This is a genomic window from Kitasatospora sp. NPDC098663 (assembly GCF_044760075.1).
In the GTDB taxonomy this organism is placed as follows: domain Bacteria; phylum Actinomycetota; class Actinomycetes; order Streptomycetales; family Streptomycetaceae; genus Kitasatospora.
Genome location: NZ_JBIWAP010000043.1, coordinates 33,441 through 56,337, shown reverse-complemented (window position 1 = coordinate 56,337; position 22,897 = coordinate 33,441). Strand labels below are relative to the sequence as shown.

The 22,897-nt window shown below is 77.5% G+C and carries 5 protein-coding genes; all 5 read right to left on the bottom strand.

All coding sequences use genetic code 11. The features are described 5' to 3' along the window. Nucleotides 1-54: 54 nt before the first annotated feature. A complete protein-coding gene (locus ACIQVZ_RS33735; protein ID WP_402455324.1) occupies nt 55-3,192 on the bottom strand; it encodes an amino acid adenylation domain-containing protein in 3,138 nt (1,045 codons plus the stop codon). Beyond that, nucleotides 3,189-8,747, bottom strand: a complete 5,559-nt coding sequence (locus ACIQVZ_RS33730; protein WP_402455321.1) for an SDR family NAD(P)-dependent oxidoreductase — start codon at nt 8,745-8,747, stop codon at nt 3,189-3,191. Before ACIQVZ_RS33730 ends, ACIQVZ_RS33735 begins: the two co-directional genes overlap by 4 nt. 100 nt (nt 8,748-8,847) lie before the next feature. After that, entirely contained in the window at nt 8,848-17,568 is an 8,721-nt protein-coding gene (locus tag ACIQVZ_RS33725; protein ID WP_402455318.1) for an amino acid adenylation domain-containing protein, read from the bottom strand. After that, on the bottom strand, nt 17,565-22,037 hold the full coding sequence (locus ACIQVZ_RS33720; RefSeq protein ID WP_402455315.1) for an SDR family NAD(P)-dependent oxidoreductase: 4,473 nt from the start codon (nt 22,035-22,037) through the stop codon (nt 17,565-17,567). The genes ACIQVZ_RS33725 and ACIQVZ_RS33720 overlap by 4 nt, the downstream gene beginning before the upstream one ends. A gap of 121 nt (nt 22,038-22,158) precedes the next feature. Further along, complete coding sequence (locus ACIQVZ_RS33715) at nt 22,159-22,896, bottom strand: aspartyl/asparaginyl beta-hydroxylase domain-containing protein (RefSeq protein ID WP_350878856.1); 738 nt, start codon at nt 22,894-22,896, stop codon at nt 22,159-22,161. Nucleotide 22,897 lies beyond the last annotated feature (1 nt).

The following is a 22,897-nucleotide window of genomic DNA, read 5'->3' as shown; positions in this document are numbered from 1 at the left end:
GTGGTCGGTGCAGGGGCGTCCCGGCGGCCGGGGCCGGCCGGGACGCCGGTTGGTTCACTGGTCGGCGTCGGAGCCCGGGGCGTCGGCGTCGGCCAGGGCGGGGCCGATGGCCGCGGTGAGGTCGCGGACCGTGGAGGAGTCGAAGAGCAGCTCGATGTCGAGCGAGCAGCCGAGTTCCGCCTCCAGCCGGGAGACCAGTCGCAGGGCGCGCAGCGAGTCGCCGCCCAGCTCGAAGAAGTCGTCGTCCAAGCCGACCTCCGGCAGTGCCAGGACCTCGCGGAACAGCCGGGCCACCAGCGCCTCGTGGTCCGCGGTGCCGCTCGGCCCGCCGGCCGGCGCGGCCTCGTCGGCGAACCCGGCCGGGGTGGGCAGGGCGAGCAGGTCGGTCTTGCCGGCCGGGGTGAGCGGCAGTTCGGCGAGGACGGTGACCGCCTCGGGGACCATGTACGAGGGCAGCGAGCGCCGCAGCCCGGCCTGGACGCCGGGGGCGTCGAGCGGGGCGCCCCGGTCGGTGGGCACCACCCAGGCGACCAGGCGGCCCTCCCGGACGGCGACCGCGGCGGCCGCGACCTCGGGCAGGGCCAGCAGGACCTGCTCGATCTCGCCGGGCTCGATCCGGTAGCCGCGCAGCTTGAGCTGGCGGTCCATCCGGCCGAGCAGTTCGATCCGCCCGTCGGGCAGGCGGCGGGCGTGGTCGCCGGTGCGGTACATCCGGCCGCCCGTGAACGGGTCGGTGACGAACCGCTCGGCCGTCAGCTCGGGCCGCTGCCAGTAGCCCTCGGCCACGCCGTCGCCGCCGATGCACAGCTCGCCGACGCAGCCGACCGGCAGCAGTTCGCCGTCCACGGTGTCCAGCACGTGCAGCACCGTGTTGGCGATCGGGCGGCCGACGGTGACCCGGGTGGTGTCGGCGGTGATCCGCTCGACGCTGGAGTACACGGTGGTCTCGGTCGGCCCGTACATGTTCCACACCGACTCGCCGCGCTCGGCCAGCGGCGCCGCCAGGTCCGCGGGGAAGGCCTCGCCGCAGCTGTAGAGCCGGGGCCGGCCGGCGCCCTGCCAGTCGGAGTCGAGCAGCGCCCGGTAGCGGGACGGGGTGGCCTGGAGTGCGGTGATGCCGTGCTCGACGCTGTAGCGGTCGAGTTCGCGGCCGCTCAGCCCGAGCGCCTGGCCGCCCACGTGCACCGTCGCGCCGACGGCGAGCGGCACCAGCAGCTCGGCCAGCGAGGTGTCGAAGCTGAGCGTGGTGAGGGCGAGGAAGCGGGTGTCGCCGTCGAGGCCGGGGTGCCGGCGGGCCAGGCTGTCCACCAGGTTCGCCAGGGCCCGGTGGCCGACGGCGACGCCCTTGGGGCGGCCGGTGGAGCCGGAGGTGAACATCAGGTAGGCGAGGCCGTCCGGGGCGGCGCCCGGCAGCTCGGCGGAGGCCTCCGGGAGCGTGAGGTCCAGGGAGGCCAGGTCGACGGCGGTGCCGTCCCAGCCGGCCAGCGCGGGCGCGCCGGTCGCGTCGGTGAGCACCACGGCCGGGGCCGCGTCCGCCAGGACGAGGCCGATCCGCTCCACCGGGTGGGCCGGGTCGAGCGGGACGAACGCGGCCCCGGCCCGGGCGACGGCCAGCATCGCGGTCACCAGGTCGGCACTGCGGCCCAGGCAGACGCCGACCCGGTCGCCGGGGCGCACGCCGCGCGCGGCCAGCTGCCGGGCCAGGGCGTCGGCCCGCCGGTCGAGTTCGCGGTAGCTGTACCGGGTCTGCTGGTCGACCACCGCCGGGTGGTCCGGGCGGCTGCGGACCGCGTCGTCGATCAGCCCGGACAGCAGGGCCGACGGCTCGCCGCGGTCGATCTCGCTGCCGTTCCAGGTGTCGAGCTGGCGGGCGCGGGCCGCCTCGGGGACGGCGAGCAGCTCGCGGACCGGGCGGTCGGGCCGCGCGGCGATGCGGGTCAGCACCGCGACGACGTGGTCGAGCAGCGCGCCGGTCTCCTCCGCGGTGATCCGCCCGGCGTCCACCACCGCCTGGAGCTGCATCTCGGCGGCGGCCCGCACGACCAGGGTGACCGGGTAGTTGGTCCGGGTCTCGTAGCGGACGTCGCCGACCGTGACCGCGCCGTGGGAGAGCACCGCCTCGGTGCGGTCCGGGTAGTTCTCGACGACCACGACGGTGTCGAACAGCGGCACGCCGGGCGCGGTCTCGGCCCAGCGCTGGATGTCGGTCAGCGGGGTGTGCTGGTGGTCCAGCAGCGGGTGGCGGGTCGCGGCGTGGCGGGCCAGCCACTCTTCGCCGGGCAGCTCCCGGTCGATCCGCACCCGGACCGGGACGGTGTTGATGAACATCCCGAGCATCTGGTCCGCCCGGTCCAGGTCGACGGGGCGGCCCGAGACGGTCACGCCGACCACCACGTCGTCGCGGCCGCTGTGGCGCGCGACCGTCCCCGCCCAGGCGGCCTCGACCAGGCTGCTGAGCGTGGTCGCCCTGCCGGCGGCCAGCCGCCGCAGCGCGGTGACGGTCCCGGCGGGCAGCTCGGCCCGCACCGTGCGGAAGTCGCCGGACGGCTTGGCGCCCGGGCGCACGCCCGGCAGGCTCAGCGTCGCCGGCTCGCGGTAGCCCGCCAGGTAGCCGGTCCAGAACGCGCGGTCGCGTTCGGCCTCCTGACGGCCCAGCCAGGCGATGTACTCGCGGAAGGCGGGCGGCGCGGGCGCCTCGGCGGCGTCACCGGACAGTCCGGCGGTGACCTCGGCCAGCAGCAGCGCGGCGGACCAGCCGTCCAGCAGCAGGTGGTGGTACGTCCACACCACCAGGTGCTCGTCGGGCAGGCGCAGCACCAGCAGCCGCATCAGCGGCGGCCGGGCCAGGTCGAAGCGCTCGCGGGCGCGCTGCTCCAGCTCCTCGGCGACGGCGCGCTCCCGGGCCGGCTCGTCCAGCCCGGACAGGTCGCGGAACTCGATCGGCAGGTCCGCCTTGGGCAGCACCACCTGGTGCGGGGTGCGGATCCGCTCGCGGACGAAGGCCGTGCGCAGCACCGGGTGCCGGGCGATGGCCCGCTGCCAGGCGGCTCCCAGCTCCGTCAGGTCCAGTTCGCCGCGCACCCGGAAGGTGGTCAGCTCGACGTACAGGCCGTGCTCGGGGGAGGTGGTGCTGTGGAAGAGCATCCCCTCCTGGGTCGGCGAGAGCGGGTAGATGTCCTCGATGTCGTTCACTTGGTGTCCTCTCCTGACCGGAACAGGGCGAATACCCGGGCCAGGTCGTCTTCGCTGAGGTCCGCGTCCGAGAACGCCTCGCCCGACCCCTTCGCGGGGGCCGGATCGGGCTCGGCGGGAGCGGTGGGCGGGGCGGGGGTGTCGGACGCCGGGGCGGCGGCGGGCGCGCGGTCCGCGCGCAGCCGGGCGGCGAGCTGTCCGACGGTGGGGTGGGCGAAGAGGTCGCCGGGGGAGACGGCCAGGCCCTGCCGCTGGAGTTCGGCGGTGATCTGGACGATCAGCAGGGAGTCGCCGCCGAGTTCGAAGATGCTGTCCTCGGGGCCGATCCGGGGGACGCCCAGCAGCCGGGACCAGACCGCGGCGATCTGCTCCTCCAGCCCCTCGGGGCCGGTCGCCGGCGCGGCCTGCGGCGCGGACGGTGCGGCCTGCGACGCGGCCGGGACGGGCGCGGCCGGCCCGGTCGCGCGGGGGCTGACCAGCACGTGCGGGAGGTGACGGTTGGCCAGGATCCGGTCGAAGGCCAGCAGGCCCTGCCGGGTCGGGATGCCGCTCTCCGCGTCCGGGCCTGGAGCGTCCGGGCCGGGAGCGTCCGGGCCGGGGGCGGCCGGGGCCGGGCGCAGCACGAAGCCCTCGACGAGCACGGCCGCAGTGCCGTCCGGCCCGGCGACGACCACGTCGACGACCAGCGTGTCGCCCGCCCCGGCGTCACCGGAGCGGCGGTCCACCCGCACCACGGCCTCGGGGCCGAGCGGGCCGAGCACCACCAGACGGCGGTAGGCGACCGGTAGGTGGCTGCCGGTGCGGGCGGTGACGGCGCCGGTGGCGGTGTCCAGCAGCGCGGGGTGCAGCGGGTGCGCGGCCAGGTCGCCGTGGAACGCCTCGGGCAGGCGCAGCCGCAGCATCGCCCCGCCGCTCCCGTCCTCGCGGACCTCGGTGACGCTCTCCCAGCGCGGCCCGGTGCGCAGGCCGCTGGCGCCGCCGGGCCGCTCCCCGGCGACGGAGGACACCGCGACCTGCGGCACCGGGGCGCAGCGGGCCGCGAGGCCGTCGAGGTCCAGGCGCTCGGGGGCATCGCCCCCGTACGGCGCGATCCGGCCCTGGGCGTGCGGCCTGGACGGCACGGCGGTGGAGCGCACCTCCCACAGGTGCCCGCCGTCGGGCGCCGGACGCAGCCGCAGGGTGACCTCGGGCGGGGCGTCGGCGGGCATCCGCAGCGGGTGGGTGAAGACCGCGTCCAGCTCGACCGGCCCGTCCCCGACCGCCAAGCGGTGCCCGGCGACGGCGAGTTCGAGCAGCGCGGTGCCGGGCAGGACCGGGACGTCGCCGATCCGGTGCTCCTCGGCCGGCCAGGTACTCTGCCCGGTGCGGCGCAGCCGCAGCTCCACCGTCCCGTCCGGCTCCGCCCGGCGGGCGTCGAACAGGGCGTGGTCGAGCACCTCGCCGCCGTCGAGCCAGTCGCGCCGGCCGGACCGCAGCGCCATGCCGGTCTGCGACCAGCGGTCCCAGCCGATCGACACGGCGGCCCGGGATCCGGCGGCGAAGCTGTCCAGGAAGGCGTTGGCGCCGGTGTAGTCGGCCTGGCCGACCGCGCCGGTGACCGCCAGCACCGAGGAGCAGAGCACCAGCACCGGCCGGTCCACGGCCGTCAGCCGCTCCAGCAGGACGGTGCCGAGCACCTTGGGGGCGAGCACCCGCGCCATCTCCCCGGTGCTGCGCAGGGCGGTGACACCGCCGCCGGGCACCCCGGCGGCGTGCACCACCCCGGCGATCGGGCCGTACGCGGACCGGACCCGGTCGAGCGCGGCGCCGAGCGCGGCCTCGTCGGTGACGTCCGCCTGGACGAGGCAGAGCCGGGCGCCGTGCGCCGTCAGCCCGGCGAGGGCCTCGGCCAGCTCCGGCGGGCAGCTCGCGGCGGGCGCCGAGCCCTCGGGACGCAGGCTCCGCCAGCCGGCGCCGTCGGGGACGGCGCGGCGGGTGAGCAGGACGAGCGTCCGGTCGGCGTCCTCGGCGAGGTGGCCGGCCACGGCCAGACCGATCCCGCCCAGGCCGCCGGTGACCAGCCACACGCCGGACGGCGCGGCGGGCTGCGGCCCGGCCGGGTCGGTGAGGACGGGCCGCTCCGGGGCCGGCACCAGGTGCGCCCGGCCGCGGACGGCGGTCAGCGGCGCCGCGGCGTGCCCGGCGCGCAGCTGCGCCACCACGGTCTGCGCCGCCAGGGCCAGTTCCGCGGGCTCCCGGGTCGGGCAGTCCAGGTCGAGGGCGTGCACGGTGACGCCGGGCAGCTCCTGCGGCAGCACCCGCACCGCGCCCAGCCCGGCGGCGGCCTGCGGGGTGCGGGCGGGCTGCCCGGGCAGCCCGTGGGCGGCGTCGGTGACGAGCAGCATCCGCAGCGGCCGGCCGGGGAACGCCTCGCCCAGGGCCCGGGCGAGTTGGACCGGGACGGTGAGGGCGCGCAGCGCGCCGTCGGCCGCCTCGCCCGGGGTGGCCGAGTGCAGCGGCGGGGTGTCCAGGGCCCAGCAGGAGAGGACGGCGTCCGGCGCGGTGCCGCGCGTGGCCAGGGCGGCGGCGAGCGCGGGGAAGGCGGCGGGGTCGTCGGCGTCGAGCGTGAAGGGGGTGTCGAGCGTGAACGGGGTGTCCTGCGCGGTGGACGCCCCGGCGCGGGCGCGGACCAGGCTGACCTGGGCGCCGGCGACGGTGAGCTCTCCGGCGACGGCCTCGGCGAGGCCGGACTCGTCGGCGAGCAGGAGCACCGACGGCGGGAGCGGCCCGGTGCCGGACGGCGGCAGCGCCTGCGTCCAGGACACGACGTGCAGCCAGTCGTCCACGCCGCTCGCACCGTCGGAGACCCGCGCGGGCTCGGCGGGGCCCTGGGCGGTGACGGCGGCGGTGGGCTCGGCGGCGGTGGGCTCGAACCAGTGCCGGGTGGGCTCGAACGGGTAGCCCGGCAGCGAGACGTGCCGGCGCCCGGCCCGCTCGCCGAGGGCGGACCAGTCGACCTCGGCGCCCCGCTCCCACAGCCGGGCCAGCGCGGTGAGCCGGGCCGGCGGCTGGTCCGTGGCGGGCGCGGCACCGCCGAGGGTGGGCAGCGCGGGGCGCCCGGTGCCCAGGGTCCGCACGGCGAAGCCGCTCAGCCCCCGGCCGGGGCCGAGCTCCAGCAGCGGGCCGTCGCCCGGCAGCGCGGCGAGCGCGTCGGCGAAGCGGACGGTGTGCCGCAGCTGGCGCGCCCAGTACTCCGGCGACGCGGCCTCCTCGGCGGTGAGCTCACGCCCGGTCAGGCCGGAGACGAGCGGCACGGCGGGCGCCTGGACCGGGACGGTGGCGACCAGCCGGGCGAACTCCTCCAGCAGCGGTTCGGCGTCCCGGGAGTGGAAGGCGTGCCGCACGGCCAGCTGCCGGGCGGCCACGCCGCGCGCGGCCAGCCGCTCGGCGAGCCGCGCGACCGCCTCGGGGGCGCCGGCCACCACGCAGCGGTCGGGCGCGTTGACGGCGGCCGGCTCCGGCCCGGCCGGGTCGTCCAGCAGGGCGCGCAGCTCCGGCTCGGGCAGCGGGACGCTCAGCATCGAGCCGGGCGCCATGGTGCCCATCAGCCGGCCGCGTTCGGCCACCAGCCGGGCGGCGCCGGGCAGGTCGAAGACCCCGGCGGCGCAGGCGGCCGCGAACTCGCCGACGCTGTGCCCGGCGAGTGCGACCGGCCGGATGCCGAGCCCCGTCCACCACGCGGTGAGCGCGTACTCCACCGCGAACAGGGCCGGCTGGGCGGTCTCGGTCCGGTCGAACAGGTCCGGGTGGGCCGGGTCGAGCAGCAGCTCGCGCAGCGGCGCCGCGGTCCACGGCCGCAGGGCGTCCAGGCAGCGGTCGAGCGCGGCGCGGAAGAGCGGCTCGGCGCGGTACGGCTCGGCCGCCATGCCGGGGTGGCCGGCCCCCTGCCCGGGGTAGAGGAAGGCGACCTTCTGACCGGTCCCGACGGCCTGGACGGCCTGGACGGCCTGGGCGGCGGGGGACGCCTCGCTCGAACGCCCGGTCAGGACGGCGCGCCGCCAGGAGTGGTGGCGCCGCCTGGTCTGGAGGGTGAACGCGGCGTCGCCCGCGTCGGGCGCACCGGGGCCGGCCAGCGCCGCGCCGATCCGCTCGGCGGCCCGGTCGAGCGCCCGCTCGCTTCTGGCGGACAGCGGCAGCAGCTCCCACCGCGCGGGCTCGGCGGCGGGCGCGGCGGGCTCGGCGGGCAGCGTCGGCGCGTCCTGGAGGATCAGGTGGGCGTTGGTGCCGCCGATTCCGAAGGAGCTGACGCCCGCGATCCGGGCGCCGTCGCGGCCGGTCCACGGCTCGGCCTCGGTCAGCACCCGGAACAGGCCGGGGGACAGTTCGGGACTGGGGTTCTCGAAGTGCACGGTCGGCAGCAGCGTGCGGTGCTGGAGCGCGAGCACCGTCTTGATCAGCCCGGCCATCCCGGCGCAGGTGTCCAGGTGGCCGACGTTCGACTTGACCGCGCCGAGCACCCGGCGGGAGTCCGGGGCGTCCGCGAACACCCGCCCCAGCGCGGCGAGTTCGATCCGGTCGCCGAGCGCGGTGCCGGTGCCGTGCGCCTCGATGCAGGAGACCTCGCCGGGCGTGACCCCGGCCACGGACTGGGCCGCCGAGACGACCCGGACCTGTCCGTCCAGGCTCGGCGCGGTGAAGCCGACCTTGCGGTTCCCGTCGTTGTTGACCGCCGAGCCGAGCAGCACGGCCCGCACGGTGTCGCCGTCGGCGACCGCGTCGGCCAGCCGCTTCAGTACCACCACGCCGACGCCGCTGCCGAAGACCGTGCCGGTCGCGTCGGCGTCGAAGGGGCGGCAGTGCCCGTCGGCGGAGAGGATGCCGCCCTCGGCGTGCAGGTAGCCGAGCCCCTGGCCGATCCCGGCGGAGACGGCGCCGGCCAGCGCCACGTCGCACTCGCCGCTGAGCAGCGCCTCGGCGGCCAGGTGGACCGCGAGCAGGGCGGAGGAGCAGGCGCTCTGCACGCTCAGGCTCGGGCCGGTCAGGCCCAGCCGGTAGGAGGTCTGGGTGGCGAGGTAGTCCTTGTCCCCGGCGGCCAGCCACTGGACGTCGGCCCGGTCGGCCAGGTGGGCCGCGTTGGGCAGCAGGTGGTGCGTCAGGTAGGAGTTGAAGCCGGCCGAGGCGTAGACGCCCACGCCGCCCTCGACGCCGTCGGTCAGCTGCCCGGCGTCCTCCAGCGCGGTGACCGCGCACTGCAGGAACAGCCGGTGCTGGGGGTCCATCAGCTCGGCGTCGCGGGGCGGGATGCCGAAGTACTCGGCGTCGAACTCCGCGAGGCCCTCCAGCACGCCGCCCGCCCCGACGAACCGGGGGTCGGCCAGCCGTTCGGCGGGGACGCCCAGGGCCGCCAGCTCCTCGGGGGTCCGGAAGGTGACGCTCTCGCGGCCCGCGACCAGGTTGGCCCAGAAGGCCCCGGCGTCGGGAGCTCCGGGGAACCGGCAGGCGAGGCCGGTCACGGCGATCGCGTCCGGCAGGTCCGGCGGTGCGGCGGCCGGGCCCCCGGGGGCGTGGGTGGTCATCGGGCTTTCTCCTCATGGGTGGTGATGCGACGCGGCTCGCGGGGGTCCGGCGGCCGACGCCCGGCACGGGGTGCGGGGTGTCGGCCGCCGGCCGTCCAGGTCAGCCGGTCGGGCCGGTGCCGGAGCCGCCTCGGCGGGCGGCGCGGCGCCGTTCGTGGTGCTGCCGGCGGTCGCCGCCGGCGGGCTGCGCGGTGTCTGCCGCGGCGGTGTCCGGGGCGGGCTCGGGTGCCGGTGCGGCCGGTGCGGCCGGTGCCGCCTGCGGCGCCGGGGCGGCGGCCGGGCGGTCCAGCAGTTCGGCCAGGTGACGGATGGTCGGCCGGTCGAACATCTCGACCACCGAGAGCTCCTGCCCGAAGTCCTCGGCGATCCGCCGCTGGACCCGGACCAGGTGGATGGAGTTGGCGCCGGCCTCGAAGAAGTTGGTGTCGACGCCGACCTCCGCCCCGTCCATCACCTCCCGCCACAGCTCGGTGAGCCGCTCCATCGCGCCGAGCGCGCCCGGCCCGTGCGCGCCCGGCCCGTGCGCCGCCGCTCGTGCCGCCGGTGCCGCCGGTGCCGCCGCGAGGGCGGGGGCGACGGGGCCGGTGGAGACGACGGCGGGGGCGGGCACCGCGGCGCCCAGCCGGGCGAGCGCCGCCCGGTCGACCTTGCCGTTGGCGGACAGCGGCAGCGCCTCCACCGCCCGCACCTGCTGCGGAACCATGTAGCCGGGCAGTCGCTCGGCGAGCGCGTCGCGCAGCGCGGCCGTCCAGTCCGCGCCGGAGCCGGTCTCCTCTGCGGCCGCGTTCAGCGGCCGACCGCCGACGAGCGTGTGCAGCACGCGCTGGCCGTCCTCCAGCCGCAGCGCCTCGTGCAGCGGCTCCGGGAAGACGTCGCCGATCGGGCAGAGCGCCACCGCGCAGTCGGCGGCGCGGTGACGCAGCAGCTGCGCCATCGCCCCGGCCTCCAGCAGGCAGAAGCGGTCGGCGAGGTCGCCGTACACCGGGGCGATCGCGGCGGTCCGGGAGACCAGGAAGACGGCGAAGCCGGCCTGGTCGAGCAGCGGCCCGTTGGCCTCGCTGTAGAGCGCCCGGTCCAGGGCCCGGGCCGAGCCCGGTGCACCGTCGAGGGCGACCAGCGCCGGCCCGGCCGGGTCGACGTAGTAGGTGCCGGCCGGCAGGCCCGCCACCTTGCCGGGGGCGACGGCCAGGTAGGTCTGCACCGGGTACAGGCCGCCGGCCGAGCCGTAGGCGTACCGGGGCACGCCGTCCTCGTCCTGGCGGGCGAGCACGGTCAGCAGCGCGTGCAGGTCGGCCAGCCGGACGGGGGCGTCGGCGAAACCGGTGGCGGCGCCGCGCAGGGCGGCGGCCCGGCGCAGGTCCAGGGTGTCGGTCGGCAGGGCGAACGGCAGGACCTCACGGCCCGCCAGGTCGGCGCGGCGGCCGGGCTGGCGCAGGCGCGCCTCCAGCCGGCGGACCCGCTCGGCGTCCAGGGCCGGGGCCACCGCGGGAGCGGGGGCGGCGGGCTGCGGCCGGGCGGCCTCGCGGACCACGAAGGCCGCGAGCCGGGCGCCGAGCCCGTTGCCCTCGACCAGCGCCGCCGCCTCCCGGACGCCGTCCATCCGGACCAGCGCCGACTCGATCTCGCCCAGCTCGATGCGCATGCCGCGCACCTTGACCTGGCAGTCCTCCCGGCCGAGGAACTCCAGCTCGCCGTCGGGCAGCAGCCGGGCCAGGTCGCCGGTGCGGTACAGGCGCTCCCCGGTGACCGGGTGGGTCCGGAACGCCCGGGCGGTGAGCTCGGGGGCGTTGCGGTACCCGACGGCCAGGCCCACGCCGGTGATGAACAGGGCGCCGGCGACGCCGACCGGGCGCGGCCGGAAGGCCTCGTCCAGGACGACCATGCCCTGATTCCGCATCGGCCGCCCGTACGGGATGCTCGGGCGGCCCGGCTCGACCGCGCCGATCGGGTGCAGCACGGACCAGATCGACGCCTCGGTGGCGCCGCCCAGGCTGATCACCTCGGCCTTGGGCGACAGCGCGCGGACGTGGTCGGGCATGCCGACGGGGATCCAGTCGCCGCTGAGCATGACCAGGCGCAGCGACTCCAGGTCGGCGGCCGGGTTGCCGCCGGCGTACGCGAGCAGCATCTCCATCAGCGCGGGGACGGAGTTCCAGACGGTGACGCCGTGCTCGGCGACCAGCCGGGACCAGCGCGCGGGGTCGCGTTCCTCCCCGGGCCCGACCAGCACCAGCGCGGCGCCGGCGGCGAGGGTGCCGAACAGGTCGTAGACCGAGAGGTCGAAGCCGAGCGAGGAGAGGCCGAGGACGCGGTCGGCGGGGCCGACCCGGAACCGGTCGTTGACGTCCACCACGGTGTTGAGCGCGCCGCGGTGGTCGATCATCACGCCCTTGGGGTCACCGGTGGAGCCCGAGGTGTAGATGACGTACGCGAGGTCCGCCGGGGTGGTGGGCACCGGGGCCGGCTCGGTGTCGGCCGGGGCGGCCAGCGCCTGCTCGAAGCCCAGCAGGGTGACGCCGGCCGGCACCGCGCCGGCCGCGTCCCAGGACTCCCGGGCGAGCAGCGCGGTGGCGCCGGCGTGTTCGAGCGAGCGGGCGACGCGGGCGGCCGGCAGTCCGGCGTCCAGCGGCAGGTAGGCGCCGCCGGCCCGGATCACGCCGATCGCGGCCGCGACCTGCTCCCAGCCCCGGTCGGCGCGCACGCCGACCAGCTCGCCGGGGCCGACGCCGGCGCCGCGCAGCGCGTGGGCCACGGCGGCGGAGGCGCGCTCCAGCTCGCCGTAGGTCACGGTGCCGGTGGCGGAGACGACGGCGGTCCGCTCGGGGGCGGTGCGCGCCTGGGCGAGGAACGGCTCGTGCAGCAGCCCGTCGGGCCGCGGGCCGTCCGTGGCGTTGAGCGCGCGGTAGGCCTCGGCGTGGGCGGCGGGCAGGGCGGCCAGGTGCGGGTCCGTCCAGGCGTCGGGCCGCTCGGCGAGGGCGGTGAGCAGGCCGGTGTAGGCCTCGAACATCGCGTCGAGCAGGCCCTCGGGGAAGAGCTCCTCGACGGCGTCCCAGGTCAGCCGCAGCCGGCCCTCGTCCTCGGAGATCTGGTGGTCCAGCCAGACCTGGGGGGTCTGGGTGATGGTGTGGGCGACCCTGGCGCCGAGTTCCCGCAGGACCCGGCCGCCGCCGACCTCGCCGGCGCCGAGCTCGCTGGTGAAGACGACCGGCATGGCGGCGTCGGCCACCCCGCGCCGGCGGGCCAGGTCGCCGCCGACCCGCACGCCGCTGACCAGCTGGTGGTCCAGGTCCTCCCAGAGCCGGTCCTGGAGTCGGCGGGCCCGGTCGGCGAAGGAGCCGGCGGTGGCGCCGTCCACCTCGAAGAGGCTGAGCGCGGTGAAGTCGCCGACCATGGCGGCCAGGTCGGGGTGCTCGCCGACGCGGTTGAACAGGGTGAGGTTGAGGGTGAAGCGGTCGGCCGCCGCCCAGGTGCCGAGCACGGTGGCGTAGGCGGCCAGGGCGAGCGCCGAGGGCGTGACCCGGCCGGCGGCGGCCCGGCCCTTCAGCCGCTCCCACAGCTCGGCGGGCAGGTGCGCCTCGCGGCGGTGGAACCTGGTCTGCGTCAGCTCCTCGGGGCGCCGGGCCAGCGGCAGCGCGGGGGCGGGCGGCAGGGTCTCCAGGCGGCCGTGCCAGTAGTCGAGGTCGCGCTGCAGGGCGGGGCCCTCGCGGCGGGTCTGCTCGGCCAGCACGTAGTCGCGGAACGAGAGCTCCATCGGGCGCGGGTCGAGCGAGCCCTGGTAGATCGCCAGCAGCTCGCGCAGCAGGATCTGCACGCTGCCGCCGTCGGCGATCAGGGTGTCGATGCTCAGGTGCAGCCGGGCGTCGGTGCCCTCGGTCCGGCTGGCGTGCAGCTCGAACAGCGGCCAGGTGTCGGCGGGCAGCACCTGGTGCGACATCCGGGCCCGGGTCCCGGCGAGGGCGTCGGCCCGCTCGGGCTCCGGCAGCCCGCGCAGGTCCTCGACGGCCAGCTGGTACGCGGGCACCTCGGGCAGGATGCGCTGGGTGCCGTCCTCGGCGAAGACCAGGCGCAGCGCGTCGTGCCGCCGCACCAGGGCCTGCCAGGCGTCCTGGAGGCGCAGCGGGTCGACGTCGGCGACGTCCACCTCAAGGTAGAGGTGGCAGGCGACGTCGCCGCCGACGGCGCCGCTGCGGCCGATCCAGTACGCGCGCTGCACGTCCGTCAGCGGGAAGGGCTCGTGGCGGCGGGCCGGGTCGGGCAGCAGCTCGACCGGTTCGGCGGGCGCCGCGGTGGCCCCGCCGGCGCCCAGCGCGTCCACGGCCCGGGCGAGGGCGGCGACGGTCGGCGAGTCGAACAGGGTGCGCAGCGGCAGCTGGACGTCCAGGTCGCGGCGGATCCCGGCGACCATCCGGGCGGCCAGCAGGGAGTGGCCGCCGAGCTCGAAGAAGTCCTCCTCGGTGCCGACCTCGTCGAGCGTCAGGGCCTCGCGCCAGATCGCGGCGATCCGCTCCTCGGTCGGCGTGGCGGGCGCGGTGCGGTCGCGGCCGGCGGCGGGGACGGTCTCGGGGGCGGGCAGCGCCGCGCGGTCGACCTTGCCGTTGCTCGTGAGCGGCAGCGCGTCGAGCGGGATGAACCGGGACGGGATCAGGAAGCCCGGCAGCTGACCGGCCAGGGCGGCCCGCAGCTCGGCCGGGGCGGGCGGGGCGGCCGGGTCCTCGGGCACCAGGTAGGCGGCCAGCGCGGCCCGGGCGGTGCCCAGGCCGTAGGCGGTGACCACGCACTGGCGGATGCCGGGCAGCGCGGTGAGCGCGGCCTCCACCTCGCCGGTCTCGATCCGGAAGCCGCGGATCTTGACCTGGTGGTCGTTGCGCGAGAGGTACTGGAGGCGGCCGTCGGGCAGGGTGCGGACGAGGTCGCCGGTGCGGTACAGCCGGGCGGTCGACTCACGGCCTGCCGTCTCGGGGGCGGCCGACTCGGGGCCCGCTGACTCGGGGTCGGACATCTCGGGGGCGGCCGTCTCGGGGTCGGCGACGAAGCGTTCGTCGGTGAGCCGGGGCAGCCCGAGGTAGCCGGCCGTCACCCCGGCGCCGCCGATCAGGAGTTCGCCCGGCACGCCGACGGGCACCCGGCGCCCGTACGGGTCGAGGACGCGCACGGTGGTGCCGGCGATCGGGCCGCCGATGGTGACCAGGCCCTCGGCCGGGTCGACCTCGGCGGTGGTGGACCAGACGGTCGTCTCGGTCGGCCCGTACATGTTGCGGATCGGGCCGCCGAGGTGTCCGGCCAGCCGGCGCACCAGCTCGGCGTCGAGGGCCTCGCCGCCGAGCAGCAGCTGCCGCAGGCCGCGCAGGGCCTGCGGGTCGGCCTCGTCGAGCAGGGTGCGGGCCCGCGAGGGGGTGCACTGCAGGTGGGTGACGCCGTGGGCGCGCACCAGCGCCGTCAGCTCGGTGTCGGCCGCGACCGCGAGGGCGGCCGGGGCGGGGGCCGGTGCGGCGGCCGCGGTGCGGCGCAGCTCGGCCAGCCGGGGCAGGGCGGCCAGCGCGACGTCGGTGTCGACGCCGAAGTCGACCAGGCAGCCGATCTCGTCCACGCCGGCCGCGGCCAGCCGGTGCACCAGAGGCAGGCACTCCTCGGCGGTGCCGATCAGCGAGCCGTGGCCCAGGTAGCGGGCACAGGCGTGGTCGAGCAGGGCCTCCTGGTCCTCCGCGGTGAAGTCGCTGCTGCGCACGTCCATGCCGAGGCCGCGGGCCAGGTTCTCGATCAGGCCGACCGAACTGCGCAGGTAGTCGCGGAACGGCTGCCAGGCGTGCGCCCGGACGTCGGCGGCGTCGGCGCCGACGTAGCTGTGCAGCATCAGGGTCACGTGCGGCTCGCCCGGGTGGCCGGCCTCGTGCCAGGCCTCCCGGTAGAGGGCGATCTTCTCGGCGAGTTCCTCGACGCTCTGGCCCAGCAGGTGGGTCAGCAGCCGGGCGCCGACCCGGCCGGCCGTGCGGCAGGTCTCGGGGTTGCCCGAGGAGGTGAGCCAGTACGGCAGCTCGGCCTGGACGGGGCGGGGCAGCACCTGGACGTCGACGGTGCGGCCGCCGGGCCCCTCGAAGGGGAGCCGCTCGCCGCGCCACAGCCGGCGCACCTGCTCGATCCCGCTGACGGTGAGCGCCTGGCGGTCCTGGTAGGCGTCCTTGGCGAGGACGAAGTCGTCGGCGTGCCAGCCCGAGGCGAAGGAGAGCCCGACCCGCCCGCCGGACAGGTTGTCGACGACCGACCACTCCTCGGCGACCCGGACGGGGTGGTGCAGCGGTAGCACCACGCTGCCGGCCCGGATCCCGATCCGCTCGGTGGCCTGGGCGATCGCGGCGGCCAGCACCGAGGGGGCCGGGAACGGCCCGCCGAAGGCGTGGAAGTGCCGCTCGGGCAGCCAGACGGCGGAGAAGCCGTTGGTGTCGGCGAAGCGGGCGCCGTCCAGCAGCAGCCGGTACTGGTCGGGGCCGGGCTCGGCGCCGGCGGTGTCGCTGGCGAAGTAGAAGAGGCTGAACCCGGGGACGGCCGGGGCGGCCGGGGCGTCCGACGAGGCCGGTGCGGTCGGTGCGGCCGGGGCGGGGGCCGCCGTGCCGGGGTCGGGGTTGACCACGACGCGGTGGCCCCGGCTGAGAGTCCAGAGCAGTTCCAGGACGGAGATGTCGAAGGAGACGCTGGTGACGGCCAGCCAGGTGGCGGGCTCCCCGTCGTCCGCCAGCACGCGGTCCATCGCCGCCAGGAAGGCGGTGAGGTTGCGGCGCAGCACGACGACGCCCTTGGGGCGGCCGGTCGAGCCGGAGGTGTGGATGATGTACGCGGGCGCGTCCGGGTCCACGGATACGGGTGCGGATACGGATACGGGTGCGGGTCCGGCGGATTCGGCGGACCCGGCCGGGGCGTCGAGGTCGAGCAGCGGCGCGCCGGCGGGCGCGGCGTCCCGGGTCGCGGCGTGCACCACGACCACGGCGGGCTCGGCGTCCTCGACCACGTGGCGCAGCCGGGCCGCCGGGTAGTCCGGGTCGAGCGGCAGGTAGGCGGCGCCGGCCCGGAGCACGGCGAGCATGGCGGCGGGCAGGTCGGTGCCGCGGCGCAGGCACAGGCCGACCCGGTCACCGGGGCGCACCCCGGCGGCCTGGAGCCGGGCGAGCAACTCGTCGACCCGGGCGTCCAGTCGGGCGAAGGTGAGGGCCAGGTCCGGGCGGCCGCCGGGCAGCACGGCCTCGGCGTCCGGGCGGGTGCGCACGGCCTCGGCGAAGGCCGTCACGACGTCCGGCGCGTCCTCGGGCAGCGCCGGGCCGTCGCCGGCCGAGACCAGCAGGGCCTGCTCGACGGGGGTGAGCGCGAGCAGGTCGGAGAGCCGCAGGCCGGGGTCGGCGGCGCCGCGGGCCAGCACCCGCTGGAGGGCTTCGGTCAGCGTGCGCACGGTGTCGTCGTCGAACAGGTCGCCGCTGAACTCGCAGACGCCTGCCGTGAGTTCGCCGTCGCGGGCGAGTTCCAGGCTCAGGTCGGTGCGACACAGGCCGTTGTCCAGCTCGACCAGCTCGACCGTGACGCCGGGCAGGGCGATGTCGGGGGCGGGGACGTTGCGGTAGCCGAACTGCACCTGGTAGAGCGGGGCGTGGCTGAGGTCGCGGTCCGGGCGCAGCTCGCGGACCAGGCGCTCGAAGGGCACCTGGGTGTGGGCCAGCGCGCCGAGCGAGGTCTCCCGGACCCGGCCGAGCAGTTCGCCGAAGGTCGGGTCGCCGGAGAGGTCCGAGCGCAGCACCAGGCTGTTGACGAACATGCCGACGAGCCCGGCGAGTTCGGGCCGGTCGCGGCCCGCGGTGGGCACGCCGACCACGACGTCCTGCTGGCCGGAGTGGCGCATCAGGACGGCCTGCCAGGCGGCCAGCGTGACCATGAACGGGGTGGCCCGGGCCGCCCGGGCGGCGCCCTCCACGGCCTCGGTGGTGGCGGCGTTCAGGGTGAAGTGCACCCGGCCGCCCCGGTGGCTGGGCACGGCCGGCCGGGGCCGGTCGGTGGTCAGCTCCAGGACGTGCGGGGCGCCCTCCAGACGCTCGCGCCAGTAGCCGAGCGGTTCGGCCAGCGCGGTGTCGGTGAGCTCGCGGCGCTGCCACTGCGCCCAGTCGGCGTACTGCACGGCGAGCGGCTCGGGGGCCGGGCCGCCCTCGCGGAAGGCCCGGTAGCGGGCGCAGAGCTCCTCCACCAGCACCGCGCGGGACCAGGCGTCGCCGACCAGGTGGTGGTTGACCACGACCAGCAGGGCGCGCTCGGGCGCGGAGCGGATCAGCAGGGCGCGCAGCAGCGGGCCGTGCTCCAGGTCGAACGGCAGGGCCGCCTCCCGCTCGGCCAGCGCGCGCTCCTCGGCCTCGCTCCAGCCGGCCTCGCCGCCGGCCGGCTCGATCACCCGCAGCACCGGTGCGGTGCGCTCCAGCACCCGCTGCACCGGGCCGTCCTGGCCGGCGGCGATGACGGTGCGCAGCGCCTCGTGCCGCTCCACCAGGCCGTCCAGCGCGGCCTCCAGCGCGGCGACGTCCAGCGGGCCGCTCAGGCGCAGGCCCACGTACTCGTTGAACACCCCGAGCCCGGGGGTGAGCTGCTCCAGGAACCAGAGTCGCTCCTGGCCGAAGGACAGCGGCGCCGGCAGCGCCGGGTCGCGCGGCGGCACGGCCGGGGCCGGGGCGGCGGGGCCGGCCGGGGTGGCCGGGGTGGTGCCTGCGCGGCCCCGGGCGCGCGCCTCGAAGGCGGCGCGCTGCTCGGGGGTGAGCCGGGCGAGGCGGTCCTCGCGGCGGCCTGCGGGGTTGGTCACTGGTTCTCCAGGTCGGCGAGGATGCGGTCTTCGATCTCGGTGGCGAGGTCGGCGACGCGGCCGCCCTCGAAGAAGACCCGGGCGGGGACGTCGACCTCGAACTCGGCCCGCAGCCGGGCCGCGATCTGGGCGGCCAGCAGCGAGTGGCCGCCGAGCTCCAGGAAGTCGTCGTCCACCCCGACCCGGTCGAGGCCGAGCAGTTCGGCGTAGATCTCGGCCAGGCGCTCCTCGGTCGGGGTGGCCGGGGCGGTGTACGGCGTGGCGAGCTCGGGGCGGGGCAGGGCCGCCGTCCGGGGGGCCTCGGCGGCCGGGGCGGCGGAGGTGCGCAGCGTGCCGTCCGCGATCGCGGCGCCGGCCCGGGCCACCACGGCCCGGCCGGGCGGGCCCTCCAGCAGGGCGGCGAAGGCGCGGGCGCCCTGCTCGGGGGTGAGCGCGCCGGCCAGCATGTCGGCCTGGAAGGCCCGTAGGGCCTCGGGGACCTCGGCCCGGCTGGCCATGCCGACGCCGGCCCACATGTCCCAGTCGACGGCCACCGCGTGGCGCTCGCCGCGCGCGGCCTCGGCCTCCGCGACGGCGGCGAGGTAGGCGTTGGCGGCCGCGTAGTCGGCCTGGCCGTAGGTCGGGATCAGGGTGGCGAGCGAGGAGCAGAGCACCAGCACCTCGGCCTCCCCGGGCCGCAGCGCGGCGAGCAGGTGGCGCAGGCCGGCGGTCTTGGGGGCGAGGACGGTGCGCATGCTGTCGTCGGAGCGCAGCTCGACGGAGCCGCCGCCGGGCACGCCGGCCGCGTGGACGACGCCGTCGATCCGGCCGAAGGCCGAACGGGCCTGTTCCAGCGCCCGGTCCAGCGATGCGGCGTCGGTGACGTCGGCCTGGACGGCCAGCACCTCGGCGCCGCTCTCGCGCACCGCGGCGAGCGCGGCCTCGTCGGCGGCGCCGCGGCCGAGCAGGACGAGCCGGGCGGCGCCGGCCCGGGCCAGGGCCCTGGCGAGGGTCAGGCCGATCCCGCCGAGGCCGCCGGTGAGCAGCCAGGTGCTGTCGGCCCGCACCCGGGTCGGGGCGGTCGGGACGGGGCGTTCGGCGGGCTCGACGGTGCGGGTGAGCAGGGCGCCCCCGCGCAGGGCGAGCAGCCGGGCCGGGCCGGTGAGCACGGCGCGCACCACCGCGTCGGCGGCGGGCTCGTCGAGCGCGGTGCCGACGGCGAGGTCGACCTGGGTGCAGCGCAGGTTGCGGTACTCCTCGCCGAGCACCTGGACCGGGCCGCTGAGCAGGGCGGCGGCGGGCCGGGGCTGCTCGCCGGGGGCGGCCGGGAAGGCCCCGGCGGTCACGACGCCGAGCCGGACCTCGTTCAGCACGCTCTCGGCGGACATCGCCCGGGCGAGGTGGACCAGGCCGAAGTAGCCGGCGGTCTCGTCCGGCGTCTCGTCCAGGCCCCAGGCGTACAGGACGGCGGTGGGCGTGCGGACCAGGCCGCGCAGGTCGGCCAGCAGCTTCGCGTACTGGGCCGGGTCGGCGGGGTCGAGCTCGTAGACGCCGCGGCGCACCCGGCGGTAGGCCGGGCCGGGCTGGACGGTGGTGACGATCTGGCCGCGCGCCGTCAGCAGCTCCACCAGGGGCTGGGCGGCGCCGGCCCGGTCCAGCAGGACCAGCCAGGTCTGGCGGCGGCCGGCCAGCGGGTCGTCCCCGGCGCTCTCGGCGAGCGGGCGCCAGGTGACGGTCCCGTGGACGGCGTCGAGGTCCGCGGCGGGCAGCGCGGTGGCGGGCGCCCGGCCGGGGACGGCGGGCTCGATCCAGTGCGGGAGCCGCTCGAACGGGTAGCCGGGCAGGTCGGCGGGGCGGGCGTCGGCGTCGACGGGCTCCCAGTCGACGGCGGCGCCGTGCGCCCACAGGCTGCCGAGCGCGAGGACGGCGCTGCCGGGCTCGTCCTCGGCGCCGCGGCGCCCGCGGGTGGGCAGCGGCGGCAGGGCGAGCCGCGGCCCGGCGGTGCCCTCGGCGGCCGCGCGGGCCAGGTCGGTCAGCACGCTGCCGGGGCCGGTCTCCACCAGCACCATCCGCTCGTCGAGCGCCGCCAGGCGGGTCAGCCCGTCGTGGAAGCGCACCGGGGCGAGCATCTGGCGCACCCAGTAGCCGGGGTCGGTGGCTTGCTCGGGGGTGATCCAGTCGCCGGTGAGGTTGGACAGGAACGGCACGGTGGGCTCGTGCAGCGTGACCTTGGCGAGCTCGGCCGCGAACTGCTCGGCGGCGGGCGCGCACAGGGCGCTGTGGAAGGCCCGCTCCACCGGCAGGCGCAGGGCGCGCAGGCCCCGCTCGCCCAGCTCGGCGGCGGCCCGCTCGACGGCCTCGGCGGTGCCGGACAGCACCGAGGCGCCCGGTCCGTTGACGGCGGCGAGGTCCAGGCCGTGCGCGGCGGCGAGGTCGGCCGCGGCCGCCTCGTCCAGCGGGACGGCCAGCATCGCGCCGGGCGCGGTCTGCTCCATCAGCCGGCCGCGGGCGGCGACCAGGGCGAGCGCCTCGGGCAGGTCGAGGACGCCGGAGAGCAGCGCCGCGGTGTACTCGCCGAGGCTGTGGCCCAGCAGCGCCGCCGGGCGCACGCCCCAGTGCCGCCACAGCGCGGCCGTGGCGTGGCCGACCGCCAGCACGGCGGGCTGGGTGACGGAGCTGCGGCGCAGCAGGTCGGCGTCGCCGCCGCGCAGCAGCTCGACCAGGTCGAGGCCCAGGTGCGGGCGCAGCAGGCCGGCGGCCTCGTCCAGGGCGGCCCGGAACACCGGGTGCGCCCGGTGCAGGCCCAGGGCCATGCCCGGGTACTGCGCGCCCTGGCCGGGCAGCAGGAAGGCGACGGGGGCGGCGCCCTGCCCGGCGCGGGCCCGGACCGACTCCCGGCGGCCGCCGCCGCGCAGCGCGGCCACGGCGGCGGCGGTGTCGTCGGCGACCACGACGCGGCGCTGGACCAGCTGGCGGCGGCCGGTGCGCAGGGTGCGGGCGACGTCGGCCAGCGGGCGGTCCGGGTGGGCGGCGAGGTCGTCGGCGAGCCGTTCGGCGGCGGCGTCCAGCGCGGCGGCGGTGCGGGCCGACAGCGGCAGGGCGACGGGGACGGCGCCCGGTGCGGCGGCCTCGCGCGGGGCTGGCTCGGGGGCCTGCTCCAGGATCACGTGCGCGTTGGTGCCGCCGATGCCGAAGGCGCTGACGGCGGCCCGGCGCGGGCCGTCGGCGACCGGCCAGTCGGTGAGGCCGGCCGGGACGAAGAACGGGCTGTCGGCGAGGCCGAGTCCGGGGTTGACGGCCTCGGCGTGCAGGCTCGCCGGGATGCGGCCGCCGCGCACCGTCAGGATGGCCTTGATCAGGCCGGTGACGCCGGCGGCGGTGTCCAGGTGGCCGAGGTTGGACTTGACCGAGCCCAGGCCGCACCAGCCGGTGGTGGACCTGTCGTCGGCGTCCTGCTCGGCGCGGAAGGCGGCGGTGAGCGCCTCGACCTCGATCGGGTCGCCGATCGGGGTGCCGGTGCCGTGCGCCTCGACGTAGCCGATGCTGTCCGGGGCGACGCCCGCGACGGACAGCGCCTCGCGGATCACGGCGGTCTGGCCGGCGACCCCGGGGGCGGTGTAACCCGCCTTGTTCGCACCGTCGTTGTTGACGGCCGAGCCGAGGATGACGGCGTGCACCCGGTCGCCGTCGGCGAGCGCGTCGGCGAGGCGCTTGAGCACCACGACGCCCGCGCCGTTGCCGAAGACCGTGCCGGCCGCCTCGGCGCCGAAGGGCCGGCAGTGCCCGTCCGGCGACTCGATGCCGCCGGGCACCGGCAGGTAGCCGGAGCGGTGCGGCACGGTGACGGTGACGCCGCCGGCGAGCGCGAGGTCGCACTCCTCGGACAGCAGGCTCTGCACCGCGAGGTGCACCGCGACCAGCGAGGTCGAGCAGGCGGTCTGCACGCTGACCGCCGGGCCGCGCAGGTTGAGCTTGTACGCGGCGCGGGGGGCCAACTGGTCGGGCTGGTTGCCCTGGAAGAGCATCGGCACGCCGAGGGAGTCCCGCAGGTCGGTGCGCGGCAGCAGGTTGTGGATCAGGTAGGTGCTCAGCAGCGACCCGGCGTAGACCGCGATCGGCCCGCGCGCCCGGTCGGGGTCGCAGCCGGCGTCCTCCAGCGCCTCCCAGGCGCATTCGAGGAAGATCCGCTGCTGCGGGTCGATGACCGAGGCCTCCAGCGCGTTGTAGCCGAACAGCTGGGAGTCGAAGCCGGCGACGTCCGCCAGCACGCCCTTGGCGGCCACGTACCCGGGCTTGCCGGCCTCGCCGTCCGGCACCCCGGCGGCCCGCAGCTCCTCGGGGCCGAACCGGCTGATCGCCTCGGTGCCGGAGGCCAGCAGTTCCCACAGCGCGTCGACGGAATCGGCTCCGGGGAAGCGGCCCGCGAGGCCGACGACGGCGACCCGGCCGTCGGTCTCGGCCTCGTCGGGAATGACCGGCTGTGCGTTCAAGGTGTTCTCCGTGGGTGAGGTGGGCTCCGCGCGCGGCGGGGCGGGCAGGACCGGGTACGCGGCCGGGGCTCAGAGCGCCATGGGGTTCAGAGCGCCATGGGGTTCAGGGCCGGCGGGCGGCTCAGACCGCCATGAGGTAGCGCTGGAAACGGGGCATCAGGAACTCCAGGGCCCGGACCTCGACGGGCGTCAGCTCCGGGTGCCAGACGTCCCAGAGCAGGACGGCGCGCTGCTGGGTGCCCTTGTTCCAGGCCTCGTGGATGAAGCTGTCGTCGAAGAGGATCACCTTGCCCTCCTCCCAGCCCCGCTCGTCGTCGCCGACCTTGATGGCGCAGCCGGGCGGCACGATCAGCGGCAGGTGCGCGGTCAGCAGCAGGTTCACGCCGCCGGTGTGCGGGGTGATGTGCACGCCGGGGTTGAGGATGGTGAACATGCCGTCGCGCGGCCCGTGCGGGCTCGCCGAGACGGCGGCGTGGGTCTCGGGGCAGCGCTCCAGGACCTCGTCGCGCCAGCTGCCGTTGCGGTACAGCTGGTAGGTGTCCCAGCCCTGCCAGCCGAGCTCCTTGGTGTACAGGTCCTCGTACGGGGCGAAGCGGGCCTGCTCGGCGCGCAGCTCCAGGAACTCGGCCTTGATCCGGTCGTACGCCGCCTCCATCCGGGCCACCCAGGGCAGTTCGGCGGTGTCGTGCCAGGGCAGGGCGCTGATCCCGGGGAAGAACAGCCGGGTCGGCTCCTGGTCGTCGTGCAGGTACTCCGGGGCCTGCTCGCCGGTGAGGATGCGCAGGCACTCCTCGACCCGCTCCAGCCCCTCGGTGCCGAGGATGCCGTGCAGCTCCGTCATCACGCCCTGAACGTCCATG